Source organism: Pyxidicoccus caerfyrddinensis (assembly GCF_010894405.1).
GTDB classification, from domain to species: domain Bacteria; phylum Myxococcota; class Myxococcia; order Myxococcales; family Myxococcaceae; genus Myxococcus; species Myxococcus caerfyrddinensis.
The window spans coordinates 111,292-136,682 of the sequence record NZ_JAAIYA010000003.1 but is presented as its reverse complement, the minus strand read 5'-3'; the positions used below and the strand labels follow the sequence as shown (position 1 = coordinate 136,682).

The following is a 25,391-nucleotide window of genomic DNA, read 5'->3' as shown; positions in this document are numbered from 1 at the left end:
GCGCTCAGCCCTCCACCGTGACTCCGCGCCAGAAGGCCACGTGGCCGGTGATGTTGGACGCGGCGGCCTTCGGCTCCGGGTAGTACCAGGCCGCGTCCTTGTTCACCTGCCCGTCGACGACGACGTCGTAGTAGCTCGCCGTCCCCTTCCACGGGCAGACGGTGTGCGTGTCGCTCGGGCGGAAGTACTCGCGGCGGATGGCCTCGGCCGGGAAGTAGCAGTTGCCCTCCACCTTCTCGCAGCGCGGGCTCTCCGCAATCACCACCCCGTTCCACTTCGCCACTGGCATGACGGTGCTCCTTCCAAGGCTCGAAGGTTGGGCATAACGGCGAACGCGCGGGGGCGCACTCACGGAAGCACGCCCGCCGCACGTCCTGTCAGGTGCTCCACGGCCCGCGTGGACGCGGGTGCCGCGGGCTTTGGCTCAGCCCGCCTGCGCCGCGGACTGCTCGGACTGCGCGTCGAGGAAGGTGCCCAGGGTGGCGTTGACGAGCGCGGGCTCCTCCACGGTGACGGAGTGTCCCCCGCGTGGCAGCCGCACCAGGCGCGAGCCGGGGATGAGCTGGTGGAGGCGCTCGGCCTTCGCGGGGACGGTGGCCACGTCCTCCTCGCCCACGACGACGAGCGTGGGCACCTTGATGCTGGGAAGCTCGGCGCTCACGGCGCGGCGCTTGATGACGCCGTTGACGGCGCGCCAGACGTCCTTGCGGTTCTCCAACAGCCGCGCGCGCCACAGGGCCCGCTCCTCGGCGCGGTTCGGGTCGCTCAGGAAGCCCTTGCCGAACATGATGCGCATCACCGGGTCCGCCACCGGCCGCACGCCCGCGAGCCGGGCGATGAGGTTGAGCAGCGTGTAGCGCGGCACGTTGCCCAGGGGCTCTGGGTCGGCGGACGTCTCCAGCAGCACCAGCGAGCGCAGCAGGTCCGGCCTCCGCGCCGCCAGCCGCATGCCGATGAAGCCTCCCATGGACAGGCCCACGAAGTGGCACGGCTTCACGCCGAGCTTCTCGATGAGGCCAATCGCATCCAGGTACAGCGTCTCCATGTCGATGACGCTCTCCGGCGGCACCGCGCTGCGGCCCTGCCCCCGGTGGTCATACGCGATGCAGCGGTAGCGGCCGCGCAGCGCGTCCACCTGCGGGTCATACAGACGGCTGCTCCACAGCAACCCATGGCTGAAGACGATGGGCGGCCCGGAGCCCCCCGTGTCCTCGTAGTGAAGCTCGGTTCCATTGACGGACAGCATCGGCATTGGCGGTTCCCTCCCCGCCCGGAAGGATAGGCCATGCCATGACGCGGTGTCCCACCCCGAAGTGGCGCGGGACGTCATCCGGGTGACGAACGCGTCCCTCTACGCGCTACCAGAGCCCCGCGCCTGGCGGCGCTACCAGAGCCCCGCGCCTGGCGGCGCTACCAGAGCCCCCGCGCCTGGAGCAGCTCTCCCACGCGCTGGGGGGCGGCGCGGTACGCGGTGAAGAAGTCCTCGGCGGCCTCGGGGGACAGGTCCTCCCAGACGAGGACGCCAGTGCCGTCCTCTCGGCGGCAGCGCACGAAGGTATCGCGCACGTGCTCGGCCGAGTCGAAGTTGAGGCTGTCGAGCAGGAGCGGGCTCTGGCTGGTGAGGAAGGACTGCCGGGCGCCGAGCTGCTCGAGGCCGGCGCGGAGCTGCCGGGGGTGGAGGGCGTGGGCCAGCTCGTCGGCCACCACCACGGCGCGCGCATGGGCGAGGTAGTGCAGGAAGGCCACGAGGCGCTTCTGGCCGTAGCCCAGCTCCCGCACGGAGACGCGCCGCCCACCCGGCCCGGTGAAGACCAGCTCCAGATGTCCGAGCGACAGCGTCTCGTACCGGCCCTGGGGTTGGGACTCCAGCGGGGCCAGGAGCGCCTCGGCGGAGGCGAAGCCGAGCAGCCGCGCGGCGTCGCGGAGGAAGGGGATGCACTCGGAGGGGAGCACGTACCGGGCGGAGCCCCACTGCGCGGCGGCCACCTTGCGCAGCCCGTCCAGCAGGTCCTCCGACGCGAGCCCGGTGCCGGTGGCGAGCACCCCTTCCGCGCGGCGCGAGAGGCGCAGCTCCACCTGGTAGAGCTGGTCGAAGTAGCCGAGCCCCTCGTCGAAGCGGCCCAGGCCCGCCTGGGCGGACACCTCGCGGGCCATGGCGAGCAGCGGCTCCACGGCGGCGGCGCCCTCGCCCGTCTTCTCCACCCAGGCGATGCCGCCGGACATGAGGACCAGCCACAGCCGCCCCCCCACCTCGGGGGCGATGCGCTCGTGGACGATGTCCGAGGTGTCGTCCTGGCGGGAGACGGTGACCTGCTGTCCCTCACGGTGGATGACGAGCGGCCACGCCATGTCCCCCGGCGCGACGACCAGGTCCATGACGAGCCCGGTGCCGCTGTCTCCCGGCTCGTTGCGCACGCGCACGGTGATGCGGCCGGTGTCGGACGTCAGCTCGTATTCGAGGTCGAACGCCTCCGTCCGCAGCGCGCTGAAGTCGGAGCTGGCGACGGCGGCGACCAGCTCCAGCAGCATCGTCTTCCCGGTGCCGTTCTCTCCCAGGAGCACGTTGAGGGACGGGCTGAACGACAGCCGCGTCCCGGGCTGCACGGAGCGGAACTGGTGGACCTGGAGCCACTGGAGCTTGAGCATCGGCCCGGAGGCTCCTCTCGCCCGCCGCCAGCGTCAACCCGAGGAAGCCGGACGCCAGGCCCGTCCGAACTCGCCTGCTCCCACGCCGCGAAAACAAGAATTAACTGGGAGTCAAATATTCCGAACCTAAATAACCGGAATCACTCAGGTTCCCAAGATGCAAGTGAGTTACACTTATACAGTTTGACTGAACTTTTCATTTCGTGAGAAGGGTAGCGCTCGGCCACCTGGCCGATCTGGAGGAAGTCCTTCATGCGCATGACTCGTTTTGTTTCCATCCTCCCTCTGCTCCTCGGAAGTGCTTGCGGCGTCGAGACCCTGGACGCCGACACGCAGTCTCCGCAGGACCTGCAGACCCTTGGCCAGACGGGCCAGGGCCTGCGTCAGGTGCAGGTGCAACAGCCTGAATTCCTTGGTGGTACGGGCGAGCTGGCCGCCAAGCGCACCCTGTCGGAGCGCGGTGGCAAGGCCCACGAGCGCGTGACGCAGAGCATCAACGGCGTGCCCGTCTTCGGGGCCCAGGCCATCGTCCACCTGAAGGAGGACGGCACCCTCTCCTCCATCACCGACCGGCTGGCGCGCGACCTGAAGATCGACGTCCGCCCGAGCATCGGGTCGAGCCGGGCCATCCAGGCCGCCGTCGCGCAGATGGCCGCCGGGAGCGTCCTGGTGGGCGCGCCGAAGGCGGACCTCCAGATCCTCCCCAACAGCATCGGCAAGGGTGCCCGGCTGACGTGGCGGGTGCAGCTGGAGACGGTGTCGGCCGAAGGTGAGCCGGCGATGCCGAACGTGTTCGTCGACGCGCACACCGGCGAGACGGCGCTGTCGTTCGACAACATCAAGACGCAGCGCAACCGCAAGACGTACACCGCCAACAACCGGACGACGCTGCCCGGCACGCTGGTGCGCAGCGAGACCACGGCGCCCACGAGCGACGCGACGCTGAACGCGGCGCACGACAACGCAGGCTTCACGTACGACTTCTACTTCAGCAAGTTCGGGCGTGACAGCTTCGACGGCCTGGGGACGAACCTCATCTCGTCGGTGCACTACAGCCGCAACTACGTGAACGCGTTCTGGAACGGGACGCAGATGGTCTACGGCGACGGCGACGGCTCGCAGTCCGGCCCGCTGACGGTGCTGGACGTGGTGGGCCACGAGCTGACCCACGCCGTCACCGACACCTCGTCCGAGCTCATCTACCAGGGTGAGTCCGGCGCCCTCAACGAGGCGATGTCCGACATCTTCGGCTCCTCCATCGAGGCGTTCCGGGATGGCGCTGTCACGGCCAACACCTGGAAGATTGGCGAGGAGTGCTGGACCCCGGCGACCGCGGGCGACGCGCTCCGCTACATGAACGACCCGGCCATCGCGGGCGACTATGACTACTACCCCACGCGTTACACCGGCACTTCGGACAACGGTGGCGTGCACTGGAACTCGGGTATCGCCAACCTGGCGTTCAAGCTGATGGTGACGGGTGGCACGCACCCGCGCGGCAAGACGACCACCGTGGTGCCGGCGCTCGACGCGGACGGCTTCACGAGCATCATGAAGGGCGCGGCCATCTTCTACCGTGCGAACACGGTGTACCTGACCCCGGGCAGCACCTTCTCCGACGCGCGCGGCGCCACGGCGCAGGCGGCGCAGGACCTGTACGGCGCGACCGCGGCGGCCTCGGTGAACGCGGGCTGGACGGCGGTGGGCGTGGCTCCTCCGCCGACCTGGACGGTCATTTCCACGGTGAGCAACCTGTCCGGCGCGAAGAGCAGCAGCAAGACCTACACGCACGTCACGCCGGCCGGCGCGACGGCGATGAAGTTCGCGACGACGGGCGGCACGGGTGACGCGGACATGTACGTGAAGTTCGGCAGCGCCCCCACCACCACGAGCTACGACTGCATCTCGGGGAGCGCCACCGCCACGGAGACCTGCACCATCAACGGCGCGAAGCAGGGCACCTACTACGTCCTCATCAAGGGCTACACGGCCTACTCCGGCGTCACCTACACGGTGAGCTCCGGTCAGTAGTTCGCGGTAGGCCTGTGTTTCAAATGCCGGCGCGGCTGCCATTCCTGGCGGCCGCGCCGGTTGTCTTTTGGGAGTGGGCGTGGTGCCCCCTTCGACGCTCACGTAACGTGCGGCCTCGTGACGAGTACGCCACGCATTCCACGGCGCGCCGAGCTCGCGCAGTTCCTGCGCACCCGTCGTGCGCGCGTTCGTCCGGCGGAGGTGGGCCTGCCGGCCGGCACCCGGCGGCGCACGCCGGGCCTGCGTCGCGAGGAGGTCGCCCGCCTCGCGGACGTGGGGGTGAGTTGGTACACGTGGCTGGAGCAGGGCCGGGACATCCACGTGTCGGAGCCGCTGCTCGAGCGCCTCGCACGGGCGCTCCACCTGACGCCGACGGAGCGGGCGCACCTGTTCGAGCTGGCGCACGGGCGACCGGCGGCGCGTCCCGCCATCGCTCCCGCCAGGGTCAGTGATGCCCTTCAGCGCGTCATCGACGACTACCCGTTTCCGGCCCTGGTCTCGACACGGCGGTGGGACGTGCTCGCCTGGAACGCACCGGCGGTCATCCTCTACGGAGACTTCGGCCTCCTGCCCCCGGAGCGGCGCAACGGGCTGTGGTCGCTGTTCATGAACCCGGACCGGCGCGCACGCATGCCGGGATGGGAAGCGGATGCGCGCAGGGCCGTGGCGGGCTTCCGCCTCGACGCCGCGCGCGCCGCCGACCGGACGGAGTTCGATGCGCTCGTCGAGGAGCTGGCGAGCGTCAGCCCGGAGTTCGCGCGCTTCTGGGGTGAGCACGACGTGGTCGAAGGGCCGGAGGGCCTGAAGGTCATCGACCATCCGGGCCTGGGCGTCATCGAGTTCGAGCACGTCGCGCTCACGCACTCGGAGCCCGACGGTCACCAGCTCCGTGTCACGCTCTACTCGCCACGGCCCGGGGCGAGCACGACGCGCGCACGGAAGCTGTTCCGGCGCGTCACGCGGTGAGCGTCACGCCGGTCCATTCCTCGCTCTTCGTCCACAGGCGCTCGGCCAGGTCCGGGTCCATCGCCCACGGCCTCACACCGCGTTGCTCGGGAAAATCGGCGGGCACGGCCTGGGCGATGTCCACGTCCTCGCAATAGACGCCGCCGAGTCCTTCGAGCTGGGGGCTCGTGGCGCACCAGACGCTCGTCGCCGCGCCCTGCTCGGTGTTCTTGTAGAAGTCCGCTGCGTTCGCGGAGCGGATGGCGTGCAACTCCTCGTCGGACATCCACCGCACCAGCTCCGTCATGATGGCCCCAGGGTGGACGGAGAACGCACGGATGCGGTGCGGCTCGCCCCGTGCGTCGAGCGCGAGCGCGAAGAGCGCGTTCGCCGTCTTCGACTGGCCGTAGGCAACCCACTTGTCGTAGGGGCGCCGCTCGAAGTGCGGGTCCTCGAAGTCGATGGCGGCGCGCCTGTGCCCCCGTGACGACAGGGAGACCACGCGTGCACCGTGGGCCCTTCGCAGCGCGGGCCAGAGGCGCGCCGTGAGCTGGAAGTGCCCGAGGTGGTTGGTCGCGAGCTGGGACTCGAACCCGCGCGCATCCCTCACGAGCGGAGTCGCCATGATGCCGGCGTTGTTCACGAGCATGTGGACGGGGCGGCCGGACGCCAGGAAGCGCGCGGCGAATGCGTCAATCGACGCCGGCTCGCTCAGGTCCAAGTGCTCCAGCTCCACGCGCTCCAGGCCCGCCAATGCGGTGCGTGCCTTGTCGAGCGTTCGCGCGGGGACGACCACCGTCGCACCGGCGGCAGCGAGCGCGCGCGTGGTCTCCAGCCCGACGCCCGCATACCCGCCCGTCACCACGGCGAGGGCTCCATCGAGCCTGCGGTTGCCAAGTACCTCACGCGCCGTCGTCCGCGCGCCATAGCCAGAATTCAGGGGCTCTTGTTTCGTGGTCATGGCCCATAACTAGCGGCTCGCGGCGACCAGAAAAGGGCGTGAATTCATCCTATGACCCGGACCACCAGGATGAGCCCACGTGACTTCGGACTCAACGCGCTAACGGCCGTGAAAGTACTCGAAGTACACGACGCTCAGGAGTGTCCCGACCCCGCCAAACAGCAGGACCACTGCGACGAATCGCCTCAGCAAGCCTGTTCCCCAGGAAAACCAGAGCACCAGCCCCAAGAGGGAGACGAGCGCCGACACGAGGATGAGCATCATCATTCGACGGGCCGCCAGTGAACGAAATCAACTCCGTGAAGCCGTCCAGTCTCGCAACGGTGTCCAGTGCTCACGTGGCTGCCCTTCAACTGAAAGAATAGAGGCCACGCCCTGATCAAAGATGCGCAAGGCATTGTAGATTGCATACAGGAATCGACCCTGTTTCGAGTCTTCGCGGGTCGTCACCAGCAGGTCCACGGTCCGGTGGCCGACTATGTCAATCCTCACCTCAAAATCTTCCTGGGCCATGGCCTTCTCGGCCGCCCCAAGCGCATCGCCTGTCATGGGGACATCCACACCCGTTTCAATGCGCCATCTCTGTCCCCACCCACCGCCTGGGAGCCGCTTCGCCTCCGGAAACCGCACCTTGATGATGCCCCTGACGTCGTCATCGTAATCAGCGCCCATCGAGATCCCCCTGACGCGTGACTCCAGTCCACTTCACCGCATTGGAACGGGCCTCTCCCACCCGGATGAGGCTCGCCTCTCGGGACATGAGCCCTCCTTGTATCGCGTCGCCCCCCGGGGCAGCATCCCTAAACACCTCCGATGCGCCCCTCTCGCCCCGCCCTGCTCGCCCTCGTGGTCCTCGCCGTGCTCGGTGCGGCCGCGGGAATCACCTTCGCCGTGCGCTCCTCCCCGGAGCCCGTGCCTCCCTCCCCTCCCGTCGCCGCCGCGCCCGCACCCGCGCCCACCGTCACGGCGAGCGCCCCCGCGAGCCCCGCGCCCGCTCCGGTGAAGGACTCCCACCCTCCCGTGGGCGCCTACGCCGGCTCCGAGGCCTGCAGCGAGTGCCACGAGGACGAGCACGCCGCGTGGCGCAAGGACTGGCACTCCCGCGCGCTCTCCCCCGCCACGTCGAAGTTCGTCGTCGGCAACTTCCGCAACACGCACTTCAAGGGCGACTCCAGCGAGGCGTGGATGCGCCGCGACGCCGAGAAACACCTCATGCGCACCCGCGGTGCGGACGGCCAGCTCGCCGAGTTCCCCGTGCAGTGGGTCGTCGGCGGCAAGCGCATGCAGGACCCCGTCACCATGCTCCCCGACGGCCGCTGGCAGGTGCTGCCCATCTACTTCCACGTCACCGGCAAGGGCGAGTGGGTGGACTACTCGGAGACCAAGCAGGGCGCCCTCACCCCGGACCACCCCTTCTTCTGGGCCAACTTCCGCCGCAGCGCCCAGCACGCCTGTCTCGACTGTCACGTCACCGGGCTCGACGCGAGCTATGACCGCGCCTCGCACACCTGGGACACGCGCTTCACAGACGCCGGCGTCGCCTGCGAGAGCTGCCACGGCCCCGGCGCCCGCCACGCCGACACGCAGGACCCGAAGGACATCGTCCAGCCCGCGAAGCTCTCCAACGCGCAGGCCATGGCCGTGTGCGCGCAGTGCCACGGGCCGCGCCGCCCGCTGTTCCCCATCCTCGACGGCGCCCACCGCTTCCAGCCCGGCCAGCGCTACGACGACTACTACCAACCCATCGTCCTCCTCGTCGGCAACGAGCGCTCCGGCGACTACTTCACCGACGGCCGCCCCAGCACCTCCAGCTTCGAGTACCAGGCCCTCCTCCAGTCCCGCTGCCACCTCCAGGGCGGCGCCACCTGCCTCACCTGCCACACCGCCCCCCACGAGCCGCACGGCGCCAACGAGCTCGAGATACCGAAGCCGGCCAAGACTCCCGCCCACGTCTCCGCCAGCGCCTCCACCTGCCAGCAGTGCCACGAGGACGTCTTCGCGCAGGGCAAGGCCCACACGCACCACTCCGCCCGCGCCGCCAATGACTGCCTGTCCTGCCACATGCCGGCTGTCGTCTCCGGCGTGCTCGACAAGTTCGCCGACCACGCCATCGACGTGCCCGCCCCGGACAACACCGCCCGCCACGACATCCCCAACGCCTGCAACACCTGCCACGCCAAGGAGACCCCCGCGGCCATGTCGCAGGCGCTCACGAAGTGGTGGCCCCAGGCCGCCACGCGCCAGCAGCGCCGCCTGACGTTGGCCAACGCCTTCGACGAGAAGACGGCCGCCACCAGCCGCCCCTCGCTGGAGGCCGTGCTCGCCGACACGGCGGAGGCGCCCTCGCTGCGCGGGGTCGCCGCGAAGCTGCTGGCCCGCCGCTTCAGGCACGACGCCGTGCCCGCCCTGCGCGCGGCGCTGAAGGGCACCACGGACAGCCTGCTGCGCTCGGACGTCATCGACGGGCTCGGAACGGCAGGCGCGCGCGAGGCCGCGAATGACCTGGTGCCGCTGCTCGCGGATGCCTCCCTCTGGGTACGGCAGGCCGCGGCGCTGACGCTGGCGAGCCTCGGAGACCCGCGCGCCATCTCCACGCTGGAGTCCCTGGCCTCCCGGCCGGAGACGTCCGGGCTGGTGCAGCCGCACATCATGCTCGGCCAGCTCGCCGTCCGCCGGAAGGACCTGCCCACCGCCATCCGTGAGTTCGAGCGCGCGCTGGACCTCCAGCCCTACAACGCCGAGGCCCTCGTGCGGCTGGCCGACCTGTACGTCGTCCAGGGCCAGGCGCCGAAGGGCCAGGAGCGCCTGGAGGAGGCCCTGCGCTTCGACCCGCAGAGCAAGGCCGCGAGGCAGCGGCTCAACATGCTCCGCCAGGGACAGTGAGCGGCTCCACGGCGATGACCGGGCGCGGGCCCTGAGGGACCCGCCGCCTCGGATGCGGCGTTGCATTCGCAACACCGTCGCGAATCACTCCCCTGGCATGACTCCTGCCAGCCCGTGCTTCATCCACTGCTGAGCAACCCGCGCGCTTCATTTGTCCACCAGACGCAGGGTTGCCCGTAGGGACGTGGTCCCCGGGATGCGCTCCTCGTACCTCTGGCGCGCCCCCATGAATGCCCTGCTGCTGGCAGTCCTGCTCTCCCGCTCCGGCGTCCTGCCCGGCATCCTGCTTGCCCAGGCGGACCCCGGTGCCGTGCGGCAGCCGAGCTCCGGTGCGGCCGCCACGCCTCCTCCCACCGGCACACCGCGCGCACCCGCGAGCCCGGGAGGCCAGGCGGGGCCTCCGCGCACCGCTCCCGAGGCGCAGCCCGGGGACCTGCCGCCACCCGCGCAGTTCCAGGTGTCGGACCCGATGCTGGAGCCCATCCCCCCGGCGCCCATGCAGGTGTCCTCGTGGCGGGAGGCGCTGGACATGTTGCGCCAGCGCTCCACGGACCTGCGCACCGCGCTCGCCCAGGTGGAGGTGGCGGCGGGGCTGCGGCGCATCGCCCTCGCGGGCCTGCTGCCGACCCTCACTGGCACCGTGGCCACCCAGTACAACGTGCTCAACCCCGAGGCGACGACGTTCCTCGGCGGCGGAAGTGGGGGCATCAGCGGTGGGGTGAGCAGCGGCGGAACCGACAGCCTGAAGCCCACCTCGCCACCCGTCGTGGGGACGCTGACCGCATCCATGCCGCTGCTCGACCTGCAGGCCATCGCCGTGCTGCACACCGCTGACGAGTCCCGGCGCACCGCGGCCCTGTCCCTCGCCGAGACACGGCGCCAGCTCACCGGCGCGCTCGCCCAGGCGCTGGTGGCGGTGTCCGCCCGGGAGCGGCTGGCCGAGGTCAACCGCATCAACCTGCGCACCGCCCTGGAGCGGCTGGCCCTCACCCAGCGCCGGCTGGAGCTGGGCGCGGGCACCCGGCTCGACGTGGTCCGCGCGCAGCAGGACGCGGAGTCCGCGCGCACGCTGGTGGTGACGGGTGACGAGCAATTGCGACAGGCGCGGGAGTCGCTCGGCCTGACGCTGGGCACCTCGAGCGCGGTGGGGCTCGCGCGGGGCGTCCAGCTCGAGACGCTGCTCGAGAGCGCGAAGCAGGACTGCCAGCGGCTGGCGGACGTGGACAGCCGGCCGGACCTCGCGGCGGCGCGCTCGCGGCTCACCGTGGCCGAGTCGCAGGTGACGGAGGTGAAGCGGAGCTACCTGCCCACGGTGACGTTGAGCAGCACCACGGTGGCCCTCACGGTGGAGGACGGCTTCGCGGAGGTGCCGGCGTGGAACGTCGGCGCCAGCCTCGTGCTGCCCTTCTGGGAAGGCGGCGCGCGCGGGGGCCGGTTGCGGCAGACGCGGGCCGAGGCGGAGGTGGCCCGGCAGGACGTGGTGGAGTTGCAGCGCAACGTCTCGGTGGAGGTGGCGCAGGCGCGGCGCGGGGTGGGCGTGGCGAGTGCGGCCCGCGACATCGCCGCGCGTGAGCGAGTGCTGGCCGAGGAGAACGACCGCCTCACCCGGCGCAGCTTCGAGGTGGGGACGGGCACCAGCCTGGAGCTCATCGATGCCGCGTCGGCGCTGCGGCAGGCGGAGCTGGCGCTGGTGGTCCGCGACTTCGAGCTGGCGCAGTCGCGAGTCGAGGCATTCCTGGCGGAGGCGGCATGCGAGTGGTGAGGACATGGAGCGCGGGGCTCATGCTCCTGGCGGCGTGCAAGGGCTCACCGGAGGACGGCCCCCAGGGCGGCCAGGCCGGCGCGGGCAAGGCCATGCCCGTCCAGGTGCAGGCGCTGGCCCCGGGACAGGTGCGCGACACCAGCGAGTACGTGGCCACGCTCATCTCCCGCAGCAGCATCACCGTCTTCCCGCAGGTCGCCGGCTACGTGCAGGAGATTCCCGTCCGCCCCGGCACCCGGGTGAAGCAGGGCGACGTGCTCCTGGTGGTGGACCCCCGCCAGCAGCGCGCCGGCCTGCGCGCCACCCAGGCCCAGAAGGCCGCCGCCGAGGCCCAGCGCGAGTTCGCCCAGAGCACCCGCAGGCGCAGCGCGCAGCTCCTGAAGGAAGGACTGCAGAGCCAGCAGGACTATGACCAGGCGGTGGCGCAGGCCGAGCAGGCCGAGGCCAGCGCGCGCGCCATCGAGGCGGAAATGCAGGTGCAGGAAGTGCAGCTCGGCTTCTACCGGGTGAGCGCCCCCTTCGCGGGCGTGGTGGGCAACTACCCGGTGAAGGTGGGCGACTTCGTCACGCAGCAGACGCCGCTCACCCAGCTGGACCAGAGCCGCGCGCTGGAGGTGTCCGTGCAGGTGCCCGTCGAGCGGGCCCGCGACATCAAGGTCGGCGGCACGCCGGTGGAGGTGCTGGACGCGGATGGCAAGGTGGTGGTGTCCGCGCCCGTCTTCTTCGTCGCGCCGACGCCCTCCCCAGCCACCCAGCTCGTCGAGGTGAAGGCCGCCGTCGAGAACACGGTGGGGCTGCGGGCCGGGCAGCTCGTCCGGGCGAGCGTGGTGTACGAGACACGTGACGCCTTGCAGGTGCCCACCTTCGCGGTGACGCGCATCAGCAGCCAGTCCTTCGTCTACGTGGTGGGCCAGGGCGACGGCGGCACGGTGGCCCAGCGCGCCCCCGTGAGTCTGGGCCAGGTCTCCGGCAATGCCTACGAGGTGACGGGTGGCCTGGACGCCGGCACGCAGGTGGTGGTCAGCAGCATCCAGCTCCTGCGCGACGGCCAGCCGATTCAGCCCACGCCGGTGAAGCCCGACGCCGGGGACGCTTCCCACGGCGTGGGCGGCAGCGGCGACGGAAAACCCCAGCCCACGGGCGCGGGCGGCAGCTCGACACCGGCTCGGTGAGGGGACGGCATGTTCACGGACTTCTTCATCCGCCGGCCCGTCTTCTCCAGCGTGGTGTCCATCATCATCACGCTGGTGGGGGCCATCTCCATCCCCTCGCTCTCCATCGAGCAGTATCCGGACCTGTCGCTGCCCGTGGTGCAGGTGACGGCGACCTATATCGGCGCGTCCGCGGAGACGGTGGAGAGCGCCGTCACCACCGTGTTGGAGCGCCAGCTCAACGGCGTGCAGGGGATGCGCTACATCTCCTCCACCAGCAGCAACACCGGGCAGAGCAGCATCACCGTCACCTTCGACCAGGGCCGCGACCTGGACCTCGCGGCGGTGGACGTGCAGAACCGCGTGGCCACCGCGTCCGCGCAGCTGCCCACCGAGGTCAACGCGTTGGGCGTCACCGTCAACAAGGCCCAGACGCAGCTGCTCATGGCCTTCGGCCTGTTCGACAGGGAGAGCCGCTACGACACGGGCTTCCTCAGCAACTACGCGGATGTCTTCATCCGCGACGCGCTCCTGCGCGTGAAGGGCGTGGGCGACGTGCGCATCTTCGGTGAGCGCCGCTTCGCCATGCGCCTGTGGCTGGACCCCACGGAGCTGGCTCGGCGCGGGCTGGCGGCGACGGACGTCGTGAATGCCCTGCGCTCGCAGAACGTGCAGGTGGGCGCGGGCCAGGTGGGCCAGGCGCCCGCCCCTCCGGGCCAGACGTACCAGTTCACCGTGCGCGTGCTGGGGCAGCTCACCACGGCGGAGCAGTTCGGCGAAATCGTCGTGCAGCGTGGGCAGGGCGGCTCGCTGGTGCGGCTCAAGGACGTGGGCCGCGCGGAGCTGGGCGCGGAGAACTACGGGCAGATGTTGCGCTTCAACGGCCGCGAGGCCGTGGGCCTGGGCATCTTCCAGCTCCCCGGCTCCAACGCGCTGGAGGTGCGCGACGGCGTCATCACCGAGCTGGAGCGGCTCAAGGGGAACTTCCCTCCGGGCATGGCGTACCAACGCGCCTTCGACACCACCGCCGCGGTGCAGGCGTCGATTGAAGAGGTGCTCCAGACGTTGGGCGAGGCCATCCTCCTGGTGGTGCTGGTGGTGTTCATCTTCCTGCACGGCTGGCGCAGCGTATTGGTGGTGGCCACCACGCTCCCGGTGTCGCTGGTGGGCACCTTCCTCTTCATCAGCGCGTTCGGCTTCTCCATCAACACGCTGACGCTCTTCGGCCTCACCCTGGCCACGGGTCTCGTGGTGGACGACGCCATCATCGTCATCGAGAACGTCGAGCGCACCATGGAGCAGGACAACGTGGACGCCCGCGAGGCCACCCACCGGGGCATGAAGCAGGTGGCCGGCGCGCTGGTGGCCATTGCCCTCGTGCTGTCCTCCGTGTTCGTCCCCGTGTCCTTCTTCCCCGGCACCACGGGCATCATCTACCGGCAGTTCGCGCTCACCCTCGCCTTCTCCATCAGCCTCTCCGCGCTGGTGGCCCTCACGCTGTCGCCCGCGCTGTGCGCGCTGCTCCTCAAGGCGCACGAGGGCCAGAAGTGGAAGGTGTTCCGGGCGTTCGACCGGGTGCTGGAGAAGTTCCGCGACGCGTACGGCGGGCTGCTGGTGCGGCTCACCGGGCCGCTGAAGTGGCCGGTGGCCATCGCCTTCGTCGTGTGCCTCGCTGGCACCTTGTTCGTCTACCGCCTCACGCCCGCGGGCTTCATCCCCGGCGAGGACCAGGGCTACCTCATCGTCGCGGTGCAGGGCCCGGAGGGCACGTCGCTGGACTACACGCGCCAGGTGCTCCTCCAGGCGGAAGGCGTGCTGCGCAAACAACCGGAGGTGCAGGACATCTTCACCGTGGGCGGCTTCTCGCTGCTGGGCACCGGCGCCAACTACGGCACCCTCTTCATCAACCTGCACCCGTGGGACGAGCGCACGAAACGGGAGCAGAGCGTGGCGGGCATCGTGGAGCGGCTGCGCGGCCCGCTGCTGGGCATCGGCGGCGCGCGCGTGCTCCCCTTCGAGCCACCCGCCATCCGCGGCGTGGGCAGCGTGGGCGGCTTCGAGTTCGTCCTCGAGGACCAGCAGGGCGGCCGCTCGCTGGCGGAGCTGTCGCAGACGACGGATGCGCTGGTGGGGCGCGCCAGCCTGGACCCGGGCCTGCGGGGCGTCTTCTCCTCGTTCACCGCCAGCACGCCGCTCCTGGACGTGCAGGTGGACCGCGAGAAGGCGCTGGCGCTGGGGGTGCCGCTGGACGCCGTCTTCTCCACCCTGCAGGTGTACCTGGGCAGCCAGTACGTGAATGACTTCACCTTCGCCAGCCGCGTGTACCGCGTCTACGTGCAGGCGGCGGTGCCCTTCCGCAACGAGCCCAAGGACATCAACGCGCTCTACGTGCGCGCGGCGTCGGGGCAGATGGTGCCGCTGGAGTCGCTCGTGAGCGTGAAGCCGATTACCAGCGCGCAGAACATCCAGCACTACAACCTCTTCCGCTCGGCGGGCCTCAATGGCCAGGCGGCGCCGGGCCGCAGCACCGGGCAGGCGCTGGACGCCATGGAGAAGGTGGCGCGCGCGTCCCTGCCCGCGGGCTACACCTTCGAGTGGACGGGCCTGTCCCAGGAGCAGCGGCAGGCGGGCAGCAGCGTGCTGCTCATCTTCGGCCTGGGCGTCGTCTTCGTGTTCCTGGTGCTGTCCGCGCAGTACGAGAGCTTCGCCCTGCCCGCCGTCATCCTCCTCGGCGTGCCGGTGGCCATGCTGGGCGCGCTCGCATTGCAGAACCTGCGCGGCCTGCAGAACGACGTGTTCTGCCAGGTGGGGCTCGTCATGTTGGTGGGCCTGGCCAGCAAGAACGCCATCCTCATCGTCGAGTTCGCCGAGCAATTGCGCGGCGAGGGCCGGAGCGTGGTGGACTCCGCCATCCACGCCGCGCAGACGCGCCTGCGCCCCATCCTGATGACGTCCTTCGCCTTCCTCATGGGCGTGGTGCCGCTGATGCTCGCCTCCGGCGCGGGCGCCTCCGCGCGCAAGTCATTGGGCACCACCGTCTTCGGGGGCATGCTCCTGTCCACCTTCGTCAATCTCATCTTCATCCCCGTGCTGTACGTGCTGGTGGAGACGGCGCGCTCACGCGTCCGAAGGCACCACCCGCCGCGCCCTCCGCCCCCAGCGGAAAACACCCCGGGGCCACAGTCCGCGTGAGCCCCTTCCGGGCTCCGCGCCCGGATGCACTACCCACGCAGAGGTATTCGAGGGGACCGGAGCGCCCGCTATATCTGGCGCCGTCGGCCCGGCACCCGGGCCCGCGCACGGCGCTCCGGAGACCCGGGTATGCACGCGAGTAGGAACAGGATTTCGGGCCCGGCCGGCCAGAGTCCGCGTGAAACAAGCAAAACAAGCAATACCGATGCAAAAATAGACACGGGGCCGTTCCGACCCGTATCCGCTGCCAGAGAGGCTTTGTTATTCTTTGAAGCCTCAATGGCAAACTCCACGCGCCTCGATGTGCAGCGCCGAAGGCTCTACGCCCTGAAGCGTGCTCCAGCGCTCCGGCACACCAGCAACACCGTGCTGCTGCAGTTGCTGGAGCGGGGCCAGGAGGCCTGGTGGGCGAAGGACGCGGTGGTGTGTGAGGAGGACCGGGACGCGGAGGGCTTCTTCCTGCTGCTGGACGGGGAGCTGGACGTGCGCCGGGGTGGGGAGCACCTGCTGACGCTGCGGCCGGGCACGCCGCTGGGCGTGGAGGCGCTGATGGGCGGGAAGAACGCCGTCACCGCGCGGGCGACCTCCGACTCGCACGGCCTCTTCTTTCCCCGGGACGCCGTCTGGGAGCTGGTGCGGGCCCGCGCGGAGCCGCGACAGGGCCAGGGCCTCCGCGCGGCGGGCCCGTCCAGGAAGGAGCCGCTGCACGCCAGCGCGGAGGTGGTGGCCTTCGAGAGCGACGTGCCGGGCGCGCCGCTGTCCACGCTCATCGCGCTGGTGGCGAAGGTGCTCGTCCGGGACTTCGGGGACCGGGTGCTGGTGCTGCGCGCGGAGGGCCCGGCCACCGGGGTTTCCATGGGCGCGGACGGCGTGCTCCGCGCCTGCGCACCCGCACCGGGAGTCCCCGGCCAGGTGGATGCGGACATGCTCCAGCGAGTTGCGCGAGAGCATGACGCGCACTACGTCTTCCTGGACGGCTGCCGCGTCACGGACACATCACTGCCGGGAAAGACGGTGCGGCTGGTCCCCGGCCCGCTGCACGCGCGGCCTCCGCTGACGCCGGGGCACCGCGTGCTGCCCACGGTGGTCATCGACCCCGAGCACCCGTCCCGGGGCGCGGCGCTGGGCGGACTGCCTCGGGACACAGAGCTGTCCGTGGACACGCGCGTGCTGCCGGCGTGCTGGCTGCGGCTGGGGCTGAAGCGGCTGGTGCGGCTGCCCGTGGGCGAGCGCCCCCTGGAGGACGTGGAGTTGAGCGACGCGGAGCAGGACGCACTGTCGCGCTGGGCGCGGGCCATCAGCCACCGGCGCGTGGGGCTGGCGCTCAGCGGCGGCGGCGTGTGGGGTTTCTACCACGTGTTCATCCTGCGCTGGCTGGTGGGCCAGGGCATCCCCATCGACCTCATCAGCAGCGCCAGCATGGGCTCGCTGGTGGGCGCGTACTTCTGCGGCAGCGCGCTGGACGGGAAGAGCGGACTGGAGGGGCTGTTGCGCCTGGAGGAGCGCGCGGTGAATCGCCAGCTCTCGCTGGCCGCCACGGGCGCGATGGTGACGTCGTACTCGCTGGAGCGCTTCGTGCGGAGTGACTTGGGGGACACCTCGCTGGAGGAGCTGTCCATCCGCTTCCTGCCGGTGGCGACGGACCTGACGAGCGGGCACTGCGTGGCACTGGAGCACGGCCCGGTGGCGATGGGCGTGCGCGCCAGCGGCTCGGCGCCCGGCGTCTTCGCCCCCACGCTGGTGCCTCCCGCGCGGTACGTGGACGGCGCCTTCACCAGCATGGTGCCGGCCAACGTGCTGCTGGGCGCGGGCGCGGACCTCATCTTCTCCAGCAACATCTTCCCCTTCGGCGTCCGCGACTCGGCCTTCATGCCGCGCACGGGGCTGGGCCGCTTCCTCGCGGGCCTCAACCCGGTGTCGCGGGCGCTGGACCTGGTGGCCAGCGGCGTGCTGCTGCTGCACCGCAGCGGGGACTCGGAGTCGCTGCTGGCGGACGTCAGCTATGACATCCCCTCGGCGGAGCTGCCGCTGCTCACGGCCATGGACTTCGCCCGCGCGCGGGACATCCTCGACCGCGCGGCAGCGGACGGCGCGCTGGCCCAGAAGCTGGAGGAACTGAAGGCGCTCTGGTGCCGCGTGAGGACGCGCGCTTGTCCCCAGGAGCCCCACCCCGGCGGAAGGCGGGCGGCATGATTCCCGTCCGCATCCTCGGCACCGCGCACGTCCTCCCCGGCCCGGCCGTGACGACGGCGGAGCTGTGCGCGCGCGTGGGCCGCGATGCCGCGGAGGTGGAGAAGAAGACGGGCATCCACACCCGGCACTTCGCGCCGCCGGGCACGAAGGCCGCGGACGTGGCGGCCACCGCGCTGCGCGGCGCGCTGGAGGCGGCGGGGCTGGAGGCCCGGGCGCTGCGCCGCATCCTCTGCGTCACCTCCATGGGCGGCGACGTCACCACGCCCGCCACCGCCAACCGCGTGGCGGCGGCGCTGGGGCTCGCCGGCACCTGTGACGCCATGGACCTGAGCAACGCGTGCATGGGTTTCTTGAGCGCCTTTGACCTGGCGGCGCGCTCGGTGGCGACGGGCTGGGGGCCGGTGGGCATCGTCTCGGTGGAGTTGCTGTCGCGCACCACCACGCCGGAGGACCCGCGTCCGTACCTGGTGCTGGGCGACGCGGCGGCCGCGGCGGTGCTCGGCGCGGGGCGCCCCGGCGAGGGCGTGCTGGGCGTGGCCCTGGGCAACGACGGCACGCTGCCCACGGACGTGGTGCTGGAGAACCCGCACGCCACCGGCAAGCCGGAGCGGATGCGCTTCCTCACGCCCAGCAAGGAGATGACACGCGTGGCGCTGGACGCGCTGCTGGGCGCCGCGCGCTCGGTGCTGACGGAAGCCAACGTCGCACTGGGCGACGTGGAGTGGGTGCTCACGCACCAGCCCAACGGGAGCATGCTGGAGGCCATCCTCGGGGCCATGGACGTGACGCTGGAGCGGAGCGTGCGCGTGGTGGACACGGTGGGCAGCGTGGGCTCGGCGTCGCTGGGCGTGGGGCTGGACAGGCTCCTGCGCACGCGGCCGGTGAAGCCCGGGGACAGGATTCTGCTGGTGGGCGTGGGCGCGGGCGTGGCGCACGGCGCGGTGCTGTACCGGGTGGGCGGATGAAGCGCGCGGGCGGCCTGCCGCTGGCCACGTGGCTGGCCACCTTCCGGCTGCTCCGCCGCTACCACCGCTACGAGGTCGTGAACCTGGAGCCGCTCTTGCGCCCCGGCGCGAAGCTCATCGTCGGCTACCACGGGCGCCCCCTGGCGGTGGACCTGTGCATGCTGACGGTGACGCTGCACGAGCGCCTGGGCTACCTGCCGCACGGCGTGGCCCACGGCGCCTTCGACCGGCTTCCCGGCATGCGCGCGGTGGCGGACGGACTGGGCTTCGTCACCGGGGATGACCCGCGACTGGCGGAGGCGGTGGCGCGCGGCGAGCACGTGCTGCTGCAGCCCGGGGGCACGCGCGAGGGCTGCCGGAGCTTCCGCAATCGCTACCGCGTGGACTGGGGCGAGCGGCTGGGCTACCTGCGGCTGGCGGTGCGCTACCGGCTGCCGATTGTCCCCGTGGGTGGAAGCGGCATGGACGATGCGTACCTGGGCCTCAACGACGGCTATGCGTTAGGACGGCGGGTGGGGATGCCGGCACGGCTGCCGTTGTGGCTGGGCGTGGGCGCGACGGGCGTGTGGCCCTTCTCCCTGCCCTTCCCCGTGAAGATGACGCAGTGGGTGGGCGAGCCGTTGACGCGCCACCTGGAGCCCGGCTTCGACGCGGGCGACAGGGCCGCGCTGCTGGCGGCACACCACGAGGTGGCGGGTGCGGTGCAGTCGTTGCTGGATAGTGCGCGCGAGCGGCCGGCGGAGCGCGGCAGGGGCCTGGGAAGGTAGAGGGGTATGAGCGGTATGGAGGAGGATGAGGGCGCGGGCGCCTCGCAGTGGGCGCTCGTCCTGGGAGCCTCATCGGGCTCGGGCGCCGCCATCTCGGAGGCGGTGGCGCGCAGGCCCGGACTGGACGTCTTCGGCGTCCACCGCGGGCGGTACCCGGACAGCGGCGCGCGGATGGAGGCCTCGGTGCGGGAGGCGGGACGCCGCGCGGTGCTCTGGCAGGCGGACGCGTCCACGCCGGAGGCGGCCGAGGCCGGGGTGGAGGCACTGCGTCGGGTGGCCGGCCCTCGCAGCGTGAAGCTCTTCGTCCACTCGATTGCAGGTGCATCCGTGGGACAATTCCTGGCGGAGGGCGAGGACCGGCTGCACGCGCGCCGCATCCGCCGCACCTTCGACACCATGGCGCACTCGTTCATCTACTGGGCGCAGGCGCTGGTGGCCGCGGACATGTTGGCGCCGGAGGCCCGGCTGCTCGGCCTGCAGAACCCGCTGGATGTAACCCACCTGCACAACACCGGGCTCATCAGCGCGTCCAAGGCGGCGCTGGAGATGTACGTGCAGCACCTGGCGATGGAATTGGGGCCGCTCGGGCACCGCGTCAACCTGCTCAAGTTCGCCACGGTGATGACGCCCGCGCTGAAGCACGTGTACTCGCCGGAGGCGCTGGTACGGCTGGAGGCCGCGCACGCGCGGATGCATCCGGCCGGGCGCATGTGCACGGTGGAGGAGGTGGCCCGCTTCGTCAGCGTGCTCGTCGGTGATGACGCCGCGTGGTTCAACGGCGCCACCATCGACTTCACCGGAGGCATGACGCTGCGGCTGATGGACCTGGTCCTGAATCCCTGACTGCGCCCACCGCCAGCGGTCGCTGGCTCAGAAGAGCGGTCCGGTTTCCTCCTGGGTGAGCCGCCCCTCATTGTAGGCGGTGATGAGCCGGCTCAGCATGGCCTCGCGCTGGGTCTTGGGCATCCCGGGTAGCAGGGCGCGCAGCGAGAGCATGTCCTCCTGCCGCCAGCGCCCCGTGCTCAGCGCGGACTCCACCATGCGCTCGCCTCGCGACACGAGGGCCTCCGCTTCCACGCGCGCTCGCTCCCGGGCCTCTTCATCGACTTCCGCCTCGGGAGGTGCCGCCAGGGCCGTGGCGGCAGGCAGTGGCGAGGAGGCCGTGGGCAGAGGTGCGACGGACGGAGCGCGGGCCAGCTCCGTGAGGCGTGAATCCAGCGCGCCCACCTGGGCCCGCAGCGAGACGAGCAGGGCTCGCTGCTGCTCCAGCTGCGTCTGGAGGTCGGGGCCTTGTTGGGGCACCGGCCCGGAGTCCGTGCTCCGGGCCAGGCCATACCCGCCCATGCCCGCGAGGGCGACGCTGAGCAGCCAGCCTCCCATCAATGACAGGCGCATGGGCGTGAGGCTCGGGCTCAGTGCGACTTGGGGTCCAGGCAGGACATGCTCTCCACCACCATGGTGGTGCACGTGCCCGCCGCATCCCACGCGAAGTACACGTACGCGTCATCCGTCATGGAGTTGAGGACGTTGATGTAGGCCGGGTCGCTGGTGCCGCAGCTGCCGGTGACGTTCGCGGCGTCGCGGGCGCTACAGAAGGCGTAGCCCCACGAGTAGGTGATGCAATAGATGAGCGACGTGGCCTCGGCGCTGTTGCGCACGGAGCCCAGCGCGCCCCGCGCCCACCGGTTCGTCGCGTCCACCGTCGCGGTCGTGCTGCACTTCGTCCCGGCCTGCGCCACCGCGGGAGCCAGCGCCAACAACGGAAGCATCATCGCCATCTTCGCGAGCTTCATGTGCGTGACCTCTCAGCTCCGCCCCGGGAATTCGGAGGCGGTCGCACAGGAGAACGACCCCCACGGGTTTCCTTCGCCGCGCTTCACGTCCCCTCGGGCCGGAAGCCGTGTGGACGCGAGCACTCCGAGTGCCCCGCGAGCCAGTGTGCCTGGGGCGGTCCGCTTCCCACCTTCGCGCGAGCGTGGAGGTGGTCATGGCAAGGCAGGAGAAGGGTCGGAAGAGCAGACGAAGTGTTTCCCCGTCGGGGCGCACCGCAACGAAGGCCAACAAGCTGCTCGGTGGGGACATCGCTACCCGTCCGGTATCCACCGGTCGGTCACGAACCGATGCGCGCAGAGCAGGCGAGGCCCCCGTCGTGGACCTCCGCAACCTGCCCGCCTGCATCCAGGACATCGTGCTGGCCGCGCAGGACACCGACCCGGGTCCGCCGGAGCCGCTCGACTACAACCAGCTCCGGGGCCGCCTCGAAGCGGCCCGGGTCACCCTGCCGCCGCTCTATCGCGAGGCCGTCCTGGTGCCCTTCCTGGTCATCCTGGACCAGCTCGGGCCCCAGGGTTACTCGGACGTGCTGCTGAGAGACCCCAACCGCGAGCGCGAGGCGGGGCTCCTGCTCGACGCGGCGCACACCATCCTCCAGAACGGGGAGAACTACCTGCTCGTCGCAACGGACGCCTTCGAGGAGGTGGTGAGTGACTTGTATGACGGCTTCCTCAGCGCCGAGGACCGCCGGGGTGTGAAGCCACCCGACCTGGGCGTCATCCCCCCGCTGGTGAAGTGGGGCAACCCCGACTTCGGGCCGTACACGTGGCCGGTGGACGTGACGAACGCCGTGCTGGAGATGGACGCCGGCATCGTCAACCTTCCCCCGGCGCACGCGAGGGCGGGCCTGCTGGCCTGGGCCGCGCTCGGGCACGAGGTGGGCGGGCACGACATCCTCCACGCCGACGTGGGGCTGCCTGAGGAGCTCGCCAACGCGGTGCACGACCGCCTCGCCGCGGAAGGGCTCCCCGCGCTGGGGAACTACTGGAGCGAGCGCATCGACGAGACGGCGTCCGACGTCCTCGGCATCCTCAACATGGGGCCGGCGGCGGGCATCGGCCTCATCGGCTACTTCCGGGGGCTGAGCCTCGCCTTCGGTGGGCCCGGGAAGCTGCGCAACCGGGGGCCCTCGGCGGACCCGCATCCCGCCGACATCCTCCGGGGCTTCCTGGCGGGCTACACCGTCTCGCGCCTGCGCTTCGACCAGGCAGGGGCGTGGTCTCAAGCCATCCTCGCGGAGACGGAGAAGGACCTGGTTCCCGCGGAGCTCGTGCTCGCGGGACAGAAGGTGTCCCCCGACGATGCACGCAAGTCCGCCCGGCTGGTCGCGGACACGATTGTCATGCACAAGCTGGAGGCGCTCGAGGGACATGCCCTGGGCTCCATCCAGAACTGGCGCAACCGGGACGAGCTGAAGGTGGAGGACATGCGCCGCCTGCTCGTCACCGGCGTGGGGACGCTCTCCGAGCGCGTCACCGAGGGCATCTACGCCGCGCACCTGGTGGCGGCGGGTGTCACGGCCGCGCTGGCCGGAGAGGCCGACGTGAAGAGAATCTTCGACCGGATGATTCGGCTGCTGAAGCAGATGCACGACCAGAACCCGTCGTGGGGCCCGCTCTTCATCCGGCACCGGGGAGACGTCACGCCGCACTTCTTCTATCCGTACCCGTCCCGGATGACGTGAGCCCGCGGGGCCTCAGAACACCGAGAGGCCGGTGAGGGTGGTGAAGCGGTCCAGCGCCTCCACACCGGCCACGGAGTTGCCCCGTGCATCCAGCCCGGGGCTCCACACGCAGAGGCCGCAGCGGTTGGGGATGACGGCGATGATGCCGCCCCCCACGCCGCTCTTGCCGGGCAGGCCGACGCGGTAGGCGAACTCGCCCGCGGCATCGTAGGTGCCGCAGGTGAGCATCACCGCGTTGACCTGCTTGGCCTGGCTGCGCGTGAGCAGGCGCTCCCCGCTGGCGCGCTGGCCGTGGCGCGCGAGGAAGCCACAGGCGCGGGCGAGGTCCGCGCAGCTCGCGGTGAGGGAGCACTGCCAGAAGTAGTGCTCCAGCACCTGGGGGACGGGGTTCTCGATGTTGCCGTAGCTGGCCATGAAGTGGGCCAGGGCGGAGTTGCGGTGGCCGTGCTCGGCCTCGGACGCGGCGACGCCGGGGTCGAAGTCGAGCGTGGGGTTGCCGCTCTCCGCGCGGAGGAAGTCGCGCAGCACGCCGCGGGCGTCGCCGGTGAGGCGGAGCAACCGGTCGGTGATGACGAGCGCGCCCGCGTTGATGAACGGGTTGCGGGGGATGCCCTGCTCGTATTCGAGCTGGACGAGGGAGTTGAAGGGATTGCCCGAGGGCTCCTTGCCCACGCGGCGCCAGACGGCGTCACCGTCGCGGGCCAGGGTGAGGGCGAGGGTGAAGACCTTGGAGATGCTCTGGACGGAGAAGGGGACGCGCCAGTCGCCGACGCCGTAGACATCGCCGTCCACGGTGGCCAGCGCCATGCCGAAGCGGCCCGGGTCCACCGCCGCGAGCGCGGGGATGTAGTTGGCGACGCGTCCCTGGCCAATCACGGGTCGGACCGCTGCCATCACTTCGTCGAGAATCGCCTGGTAGTCCATTGCGCGCCCGTCCACCTTGGCGGCGCATGATAGCGGGGCGACTCAGCTCCAGGGATTTCGCCCGCTTTTGTCCCATTCGATGCCGATTGCCAGCAACTGCTGCGTGACGCGGACCTGCCAGCCAGTCACGTGCAGCAGCCGCTGGATGTGGAACCGGCCGGACGGGCCATCTCTCAAGTCCCTGACCGTCTCCGGGCGCTGTCCCTTCAGCATCTGCTGGAGCGCGCCCCGCGGGTACACGTAGGACGCATGTCCGTTCTTCGAGAACTCCACCACATCGTACGCCCCAAATGAGAGGACGAAGGCGCTGACCTCGTACTTCTCCCGGTCCAGCCGCAGCGCGCGCCGGAAGGCAGCTTGTTGATCGGGCGGGAGCGCCGCCACCCTGCGGGCCAGCGAGTCGTAGATGGGCGCCGCCAGGTAGCACGTCGTGGAGCGAATGGAGCCGAGGTAGCAGAGCCAGAACTCGCGCCGGTCCTCCTCATTCATGCCGTGGTCGAAGAAGAACGCCAGGTCCTGCTGGATGAGCCCCGAAAGGAAGGCCTGGAAGGCCTCGGGCGCGCGCGCCCGGACCCGCGCCCAGGCGGACGCCGACTGAGACTGCCGGGGGTCTCCGAACTCGGAATCCTTCGAGACCAGCCGCTCCGTCAGCCGAGCCCGGACCAACTCACTACAGACGCCCCGTGCCCTGCACTCCAGCGAGGCGGCCACCACCTCGACGCGGGCATCCATGGGGGCGGGCAGGACATTCGTCTCCGTCCCGGTGAAGGGCAGCCACGCCCGTCCCCTCGCATCGTCCATCAAGAACGCCAGACTGACCGTGCAGTCCTCGCGCGCCTTGATGCCCAACCGCAGGTGCTCGGCCACGACATGCCCGGCGTAGACGCTCACCGGCCGCAACCCGGCGGCCCGGAGCATCTCGACCACTTCGAGCAGCGGCTTGTCCATCCACCGGGCGGCGAGCAGTCCCGGACCTTCCCGCCGCAGCACGCTCTCGATGGGAAGTGGCAGCCGCCACCTCGGGTTGCTCGGAGCCTTGCCCGCGAGCTGCGCCCATCTCGCCAGCTCCTGCGCATCCCAATCGGGGCTCCAGTCTCGCAGCAACTGACGCACCAGACGCGGCCAGGAGTGGGGACTCCACTCCAGGAACCCGCGCATGGGCTCGACGCCAATGAACTGCCACAACGCGGGAACCGCACGCTGCTCCCGGCGGGAGAGGCTGGTGAAGTCCTTCTCCGATACCCGCTGCTTGACCCGGACCTTGTTGATCGACTCGCGCATGCGCTCGACGCGCGAGGGCTCGCGCTCTTCCATGCGCTGCTGGGCGGCATCCAGTCGCTGCGACAGCAGCTTGAGTCCGCGCTCCGACTGCACCCGGGACGTCTCCAGCTCCGCCGTGAAGGTGCGCTGACGCTCGGAAACCTTCCCCAACCAGGACTCCAGTGCCATGGGTA

Annotated in this window: 21 protein-coding genes; 11 read left to right on the top strand and 10 right to left on the bottom strand. The window is 70.7% G+C overall.

Annotation, left to right across the window (positions count from 1 at the left end):
• Nucleotides 1-4: 4 nt before the first annotated feature.
• The 3 genes from G4D86_RS07655 to G4D86_RS07645 all read right to left on the bottom strand — a co-directional run bounded on the left by G4D86_RS07655 (nucleotide 5) and on the right by G4D86_RS07645 (nucleotide 2,646).
• Nucleotides 5-289: a DUF427 domain-containing protein gene (locus tag G4D86_RS07655; protein WP_163991102.1), complete on the bottom strand. Its 285-nt coding sequence runs from the start codon at nucleotides 287-289 to the stop codon at nucleotides 5-7.
• A gap of 135 nt (nucleotides 290-424) precedes the next feature.
• The gene (locus G4D86_RS07650) at nucleotides 425-1,252 is read right to left on the bottom strand and encodes an alpha/beta fold hydrolase (RefSeq protein WP_163991100.1); all 828 of its coding nucleotides are present in this window, start codon (nucleotides 1,250-1,252) and stop codon (nucleotides 425-427) included.
• A gap of 158 nt (nucleotides 1,253-1,410) precedes the next feature.
• Nucleotides 1,411-2,646 carry an AAA family ATPase gene (locus tag G4D86_RS07645; protein WP_163991098.1) on the bottom strand — a complete coding sequence of 412 codons (1,236 nt, stop codon included), beginning with the start codon at nucleotides 2,644-2,646 and terminating at the stop codon, nucleotides 1,411-1,413.
• A 258-nt stretch (nucleotides 2,647-2,904) separates the two neighbouring features.
• Between G4D86_RS07645 and G4D86_RS07640 the strand changes: the two genes are divergently transcribed.
• The gene (locus G4D86_RS07640) at nucleotides 2,905-4,677 is read left to right on the top strand and encodes a M4 family metallopeptidase (protein WP_240360109.1); all 1,773 of its coding nucleotides are present in this window, start codon (nucleotides 2,905-2,907) and stop codon (nucleotides 4,675-4,677) included.
• A gap of 117 nt (nucleotides 4,678-4,794) precedes the next feature.
• Entirely contained in the window at nucleotides 4,795-5,643 is an 849-nt protein-coding gene (locus tag G4D86_RS07635; RefSeq protein WP_163991094.1) for a helix-turn-helix transcriptional regulator, read from the top strand.
• Here G4D86_RS07635 and G4D86_RS07630 read toward each other — a convergent pair.
• The 3 genes from G4D86_RS07630 to G4D86_RS07620 form a co-directional block, all read right to left on the bottom strand.
• Nucleotides 5,633-6,583, bottom strand: coding sequence for an oxidoreductase (locus tag G4D86_RS07630; RefSeq protein ID WP_163991092.1), 951 nt, complete (start codon nucleotides 6,581-6,583; stop codon nucleotides 5,633-5,635). The two genes, G4D86_RS07635 and G4D86_RS07630, sit on opposite strands and share 11 nt — an antisense overlap.
• Before the next feature lie 99 nt (nucleotides 6,584-6,682).
• Nucleotides 6,683-6,850 carry a hypothetical protein gene (locus tag G4D86_RS07625; RefSeq protein WP_163991091.1) on the bottom strand — a complete coding sequence of 56 codons (168 nt, stop codon included), beginning with the start codon at nucleotides 6,848-6,850 and terminating at the stop codon, nucleotides 6,683-6,685.
• Between the two features lie 24 nt (nucleotides 6,851-6,874).
• Nucleotides 6,875-7,255, bottom strand: coding sequence for a hypothetical protein (locus G4D86_RS07620; RefSeq protein WP_163991089.1), 381 nt, complete (start codon nucleotides 7,253-7,255; stop codon nucleotides 6,875-6,877).
• A 141-nt stretch (nucleotides 7,256-7,396) separates the two neighbouring features.
• On the opposite strand from G4D86_RS07620, the gene G4D86_RS07615 reads away from it, so the two are divergent.
• From G4D86_RS07615 to G4D86_RS07580, 8 genes are all read left to right on the top strand, one after another.
• Nucleotides 7,397-9,466, top strand: coding sequence for a HEAT repeat domain-containing protein (locus G4D86_RS07615; protein ID WP_163991086.1), 2,070 nt, complete (start codon nucleotides 7,397-7,399; stop codon nucleotides 9,464-9,466).
• A 226-nt stretch (nucleotides 9,467-9,692) separates the two neighbouring features.
• The gene (locus G4D86_RS07610; RefSeq protein ID WP_163991084.1) at nucleotides 9,693-11,228 is read left to right on the top strand and encodes a TolC family protein; all 1,536 of its coding nucleotides are present in this window, start codon (nucleotides 9,693-9,695) and stop codon (nucleotides 11,226-11,228) included.
• Nucleotides 11,216-12,400, top strand: coding sequence for an efflux RND transporter periplasmic adaptor subunit (locus G4D86_RS07605; RefSeq protein ID WP_163991082.1), 1,185 nt, complete (start codon nucleotides 11,216-11,218; stop codon nucleotides 12,398-12,400). The genes G4D86_RS07610 and G4D86_RS07605 overlap by 13 nt, the downstream gene beginning before the upstream one ends.
• A 9-nt stretch (nucleotides 12,401-12,409) precedes the next feature.
• Complete coding sequence (locus tag G4D86_RS07600; protein WP_163991081.1) at nucleotides 12,410-15,571, top strand: efflux RND transporter permease subunit; 3,162 nt, start codon at nucleotides 12,410-12,412, stop codon at nucleotides 15,569-15,571.
• Between the two features lie 279 nt (nucleotides 15,572-15,850).
• Nucleotides 15,851-17,764 carry a cyclic nucleotide-binding and patatin-like phospholipase domain-containing protein gene (locus G4D86_RS07595; protein ID WP_163991079.1) on the top strand — a complete coding sequence of 638 codons (1,914 nt, stop codon included), beginning with the start codon at nucleotides 15,851-15,853 and terminating at the stop codon, nucleotides 17,762-17,764.
• On the top strand, nucleotides 17,761-18,729 hold the full coding sequence (locus G4D86_RS07590) for a 3-oxoacyl-ACP synthase III family protein (protein ID WP_163991077.1): 969 nt from the start codon (nucleotides 17,761-17,763) through the stop codon (nucleotides 18,727-18,729). The genes G4D86_RS07595 and G4D86_RS07590 overlap by 4 nt, the downstream gene beginning before the upstream one ends.
• A complete protein-coding gene (locus G4D86_RS07585) occupies nucleotides 18,726-19,496 on the top strand; it encodes a lysophospholipid acyltransferase family protein (RefSeq protein ID WP_163991075.1) in 771 nt (256 codons plus the stop codon). The genes G4D86_RS07590 and G4D86_RS07585 overlap by 4 nt, the downstream gene beginning before the upstream one ends.
• A gap of 15 nt (nucleotides 19,497-19,511) precedes the next feature.
• Nucleotides 19,512-20,339, top strand: coding sequence for an SDR family NAD(P)-dependent oxidoreductase (locus G4D86_RS07580; RefSeq protein ID WP_163992155.1), 828 nt, complete (start codon nucleotides 19,512-19,514; stop codon nucleotides 20,337-20,339).
• Nucleotides 20,340-20,366: 27 nt separating this feature from the next.
• Here the strand turns inward: G4D86_RS07580 and G4D86_RS07575 are convergent, their stop codons facing one another.
• Both G4D86_RS07575 and G4D86_RS07570 read right to left on the bottom strand, forming a co-directional pair.
• The gene (locus G4D86_RS07575) at nucleotides 20,367-20,891 is read right to left on the bottom strand and encodes a hypothetical protein (protein WP_163991073.1); all 525 of its coding nucleotides are present in this window, start codon (nucleotides 20,889-20,891) and stop codon (nucleotides 20,367-20,369) included.
• Nucleotides 20,892-20,908: 17 nt separating this feature from the next.
• Entirely contained in the window at nucleotides 20,909-21,289 is a 381-nt protein-coding gene (locus G4D86_RS07570) for a hypothetical protein (protein WP_163991071.1), read from the bottom strand.
• Nucleotides 21,290-21,645: 356 nt separating this feature from the next.
• On the opposite strand from G4D86_RS07570, the gene G4D86_RS07565 reads away from it, so the two are divergent.
• On the top strand, nucleotides 21,646-23,013 hold the full coding sequence (locus G4D86_RS07565; RefSeq protein ID WP_240360108.1) for a hypothetical protein: 1,368 nt from the start codon (nucleotides 21,646-21,648) through the stop codon (nucleotides 23,011-23,013).
• Between the two features lie 12 nt (nucleotides 23,014-23,025).
• On the opposite strand, the gene G4D86_RS07560 is transcribed toward G4D86_RS07565, so the two are convergent.
• Together G4D86_RS07560 and G4D86_RS07555 are read right to left on the bottom strand one after the other, a co-directional pair.
• The gene (locus G4D86_RS07560) at nucleotides 23,026-23,937 is read right to left on the bottom strand and encodes a glutaminase (protein WP_163991066.1); all 912 of its coding nucleotides are present in this window, start codon (nucleotides 23,935-23,937) and stop codon (nucleotides 23,026-23,028) included.
• Nucleotides 23,938-23,979: 42 nt separating this feature from the next.
• Nucleotides 23,980-25,386, bottom strand: a complete 1,407-nt coding sequence (locus G4D86_RS07555) for an EH signature domain-containing protein (RefSeq protein ID WP_163991064.1) — start codon at nucleotides 25,384-25,386, stop codon at nucleotides 23,980-23,982.
• Between the last annotated feature and the right edge of the window lie 5 nt (nucleotides 25,387-25,391).

Excerpts from the sequence above, each read along its gene's own strand:
- G4D86_RS07655 (WP_163991102.1), bottom strand. The coding sequence starts at position 289 with ATGCCAGTGGCGAAGTGGAACGGGGTGGTGATTGCGGAGAGCCCGCGC.
- G4D86_RS07650 (WP_163991100.1), bottom strand. The coding sequence starts at position 1,252 with ATGCCGATGCTGTCCGTCAATGGAACCGAGCTTCACTACGAGGACACG.
- G4D86_RS07645 (WP_163991098.1), bottom strand. The coding sequence starts at position 2,646 with ATGCTCAAGCTCCAGTGGCTCCAGGTCCACCAGTTCCGCTCCGTGCAG.
- G4D86_RS07640 (WP_240360109.1), top strand. The coding sequence starts at position 2,905 with ATGACTCGTTTTGTTTCCATCCTCCCTCTGCTCCTCGGAAGTGCTTGC.
- G4D86_RS07630 (WP_163991092.1), bottom strand. The coding sequence starts at position 6,583 with ATGACCACGAAACAAGAGCCCCTGAATTCTGGCTATGGCGCGCGGACG.
- G4D86_RS07625 (WP_163991091.1), bottom strand. The coding sequence starts at position 6,850 with ATGATGATGCTCATCCTCGTGTCGGCGCTCGTCTCCCTCTTGGGGCTG.
- G4D86_RS07620 (WP_163991089.1), bottom strand. The coding sequence starts at position 7,255 with ATGGGCGCTGATTACGATGACGACGTCAGGGGCATCATCAAGGTGCGG.
- G4D86_RS07615 (WP_163991086.1), top strand. The coding sequence starts at position 7,397 with ATGCGCCCCTCTCGCCCCGCCCTGCTCGCCCTCGTGGTCCTCGCCGTG.
- G4D86_RS07610 (WP_163991084.1), top strand. The coding sequence starts at position 9,693 with ATGAATGCCCTGCTGCTGGCAGTCCTGCTCTCCCGCTCCGGCGTCCTG.
- G4D86_RS07605 (WP_163991082.1), top strand. The coding sequence starts at position 11,216 with ATGCGAGTGGTGAGGACATGGAGCGCGGGGCTCATGCTCCTGGCGGCG.
- G4D86_RS07600 (WP_163991081.1), top strand. The coding sequence starts at position 12,410 with ATGTTCACGGACTTCTTCATCCGCCGGCCCGTCTTCTCCAGCGTGGTG.
- G4D86_RS07595 (WP_163991079.1), top strand. The coding sequence starts at position 15,851 with ATGGCAAACTCCACGCGCCTCGATGTGCAGCGCCGAAGGCTCTACGCC.
- G4D86_RS07590 (WP_163991077.1), top strand. The coding sequence starts at position 17,761 with ATGATTCCCGTCCGCATCCTCGGCACCGCGCACGTCCTCCCCGGCCCG.
- G4D86_RS07585 (WP_163991075.1), top strand. The coding sequence starts at position 18,726 with ATGAAGCGCGCGGGCGGCCTGCCGCTGGCCACGTGGCTGGCCACCTTC.
- G4D86_RS07580 (WP_163992155.1), top strand. The coding sequence starts at position 19,512 with ATGGAGGAGGATGAGGGCGCGGGCGCCTCGCAGTGGGCGCTCGTCCTG.
- G4D86_RS07575 (WP_163991073.1), bottom strand. The coding sequence starts at position 20,891 with ATGCGCCTGTCATTGATGGGAGGCTGGCTGCTCAGCGTCGCCCTCGCG.
- G4D86_RS07570 (WP_163991071.1), bottom strand. The coding sequence starts at position 21,289 with ATGAAGCTCGCGAAGATGGCGATGATGCTTCCGTTGTTGGCGCTGGCT.
- G4D86_RS07560 (WP_163991066.1), bottom strand. The coding sequence starts at position 23,937 with ATGGACTACCAGGCGATTCTCGACGAAGTGATGGCAGCGGTCCGACCC.
- G4D86_RS07555 (WP_163991064.1), bottom strand. The coding sequence starts at position 25,386 with ATGGCACTGGAGTCCTGGTTGGGGAAGGTTTCCGAGCGTCAGCGCACC.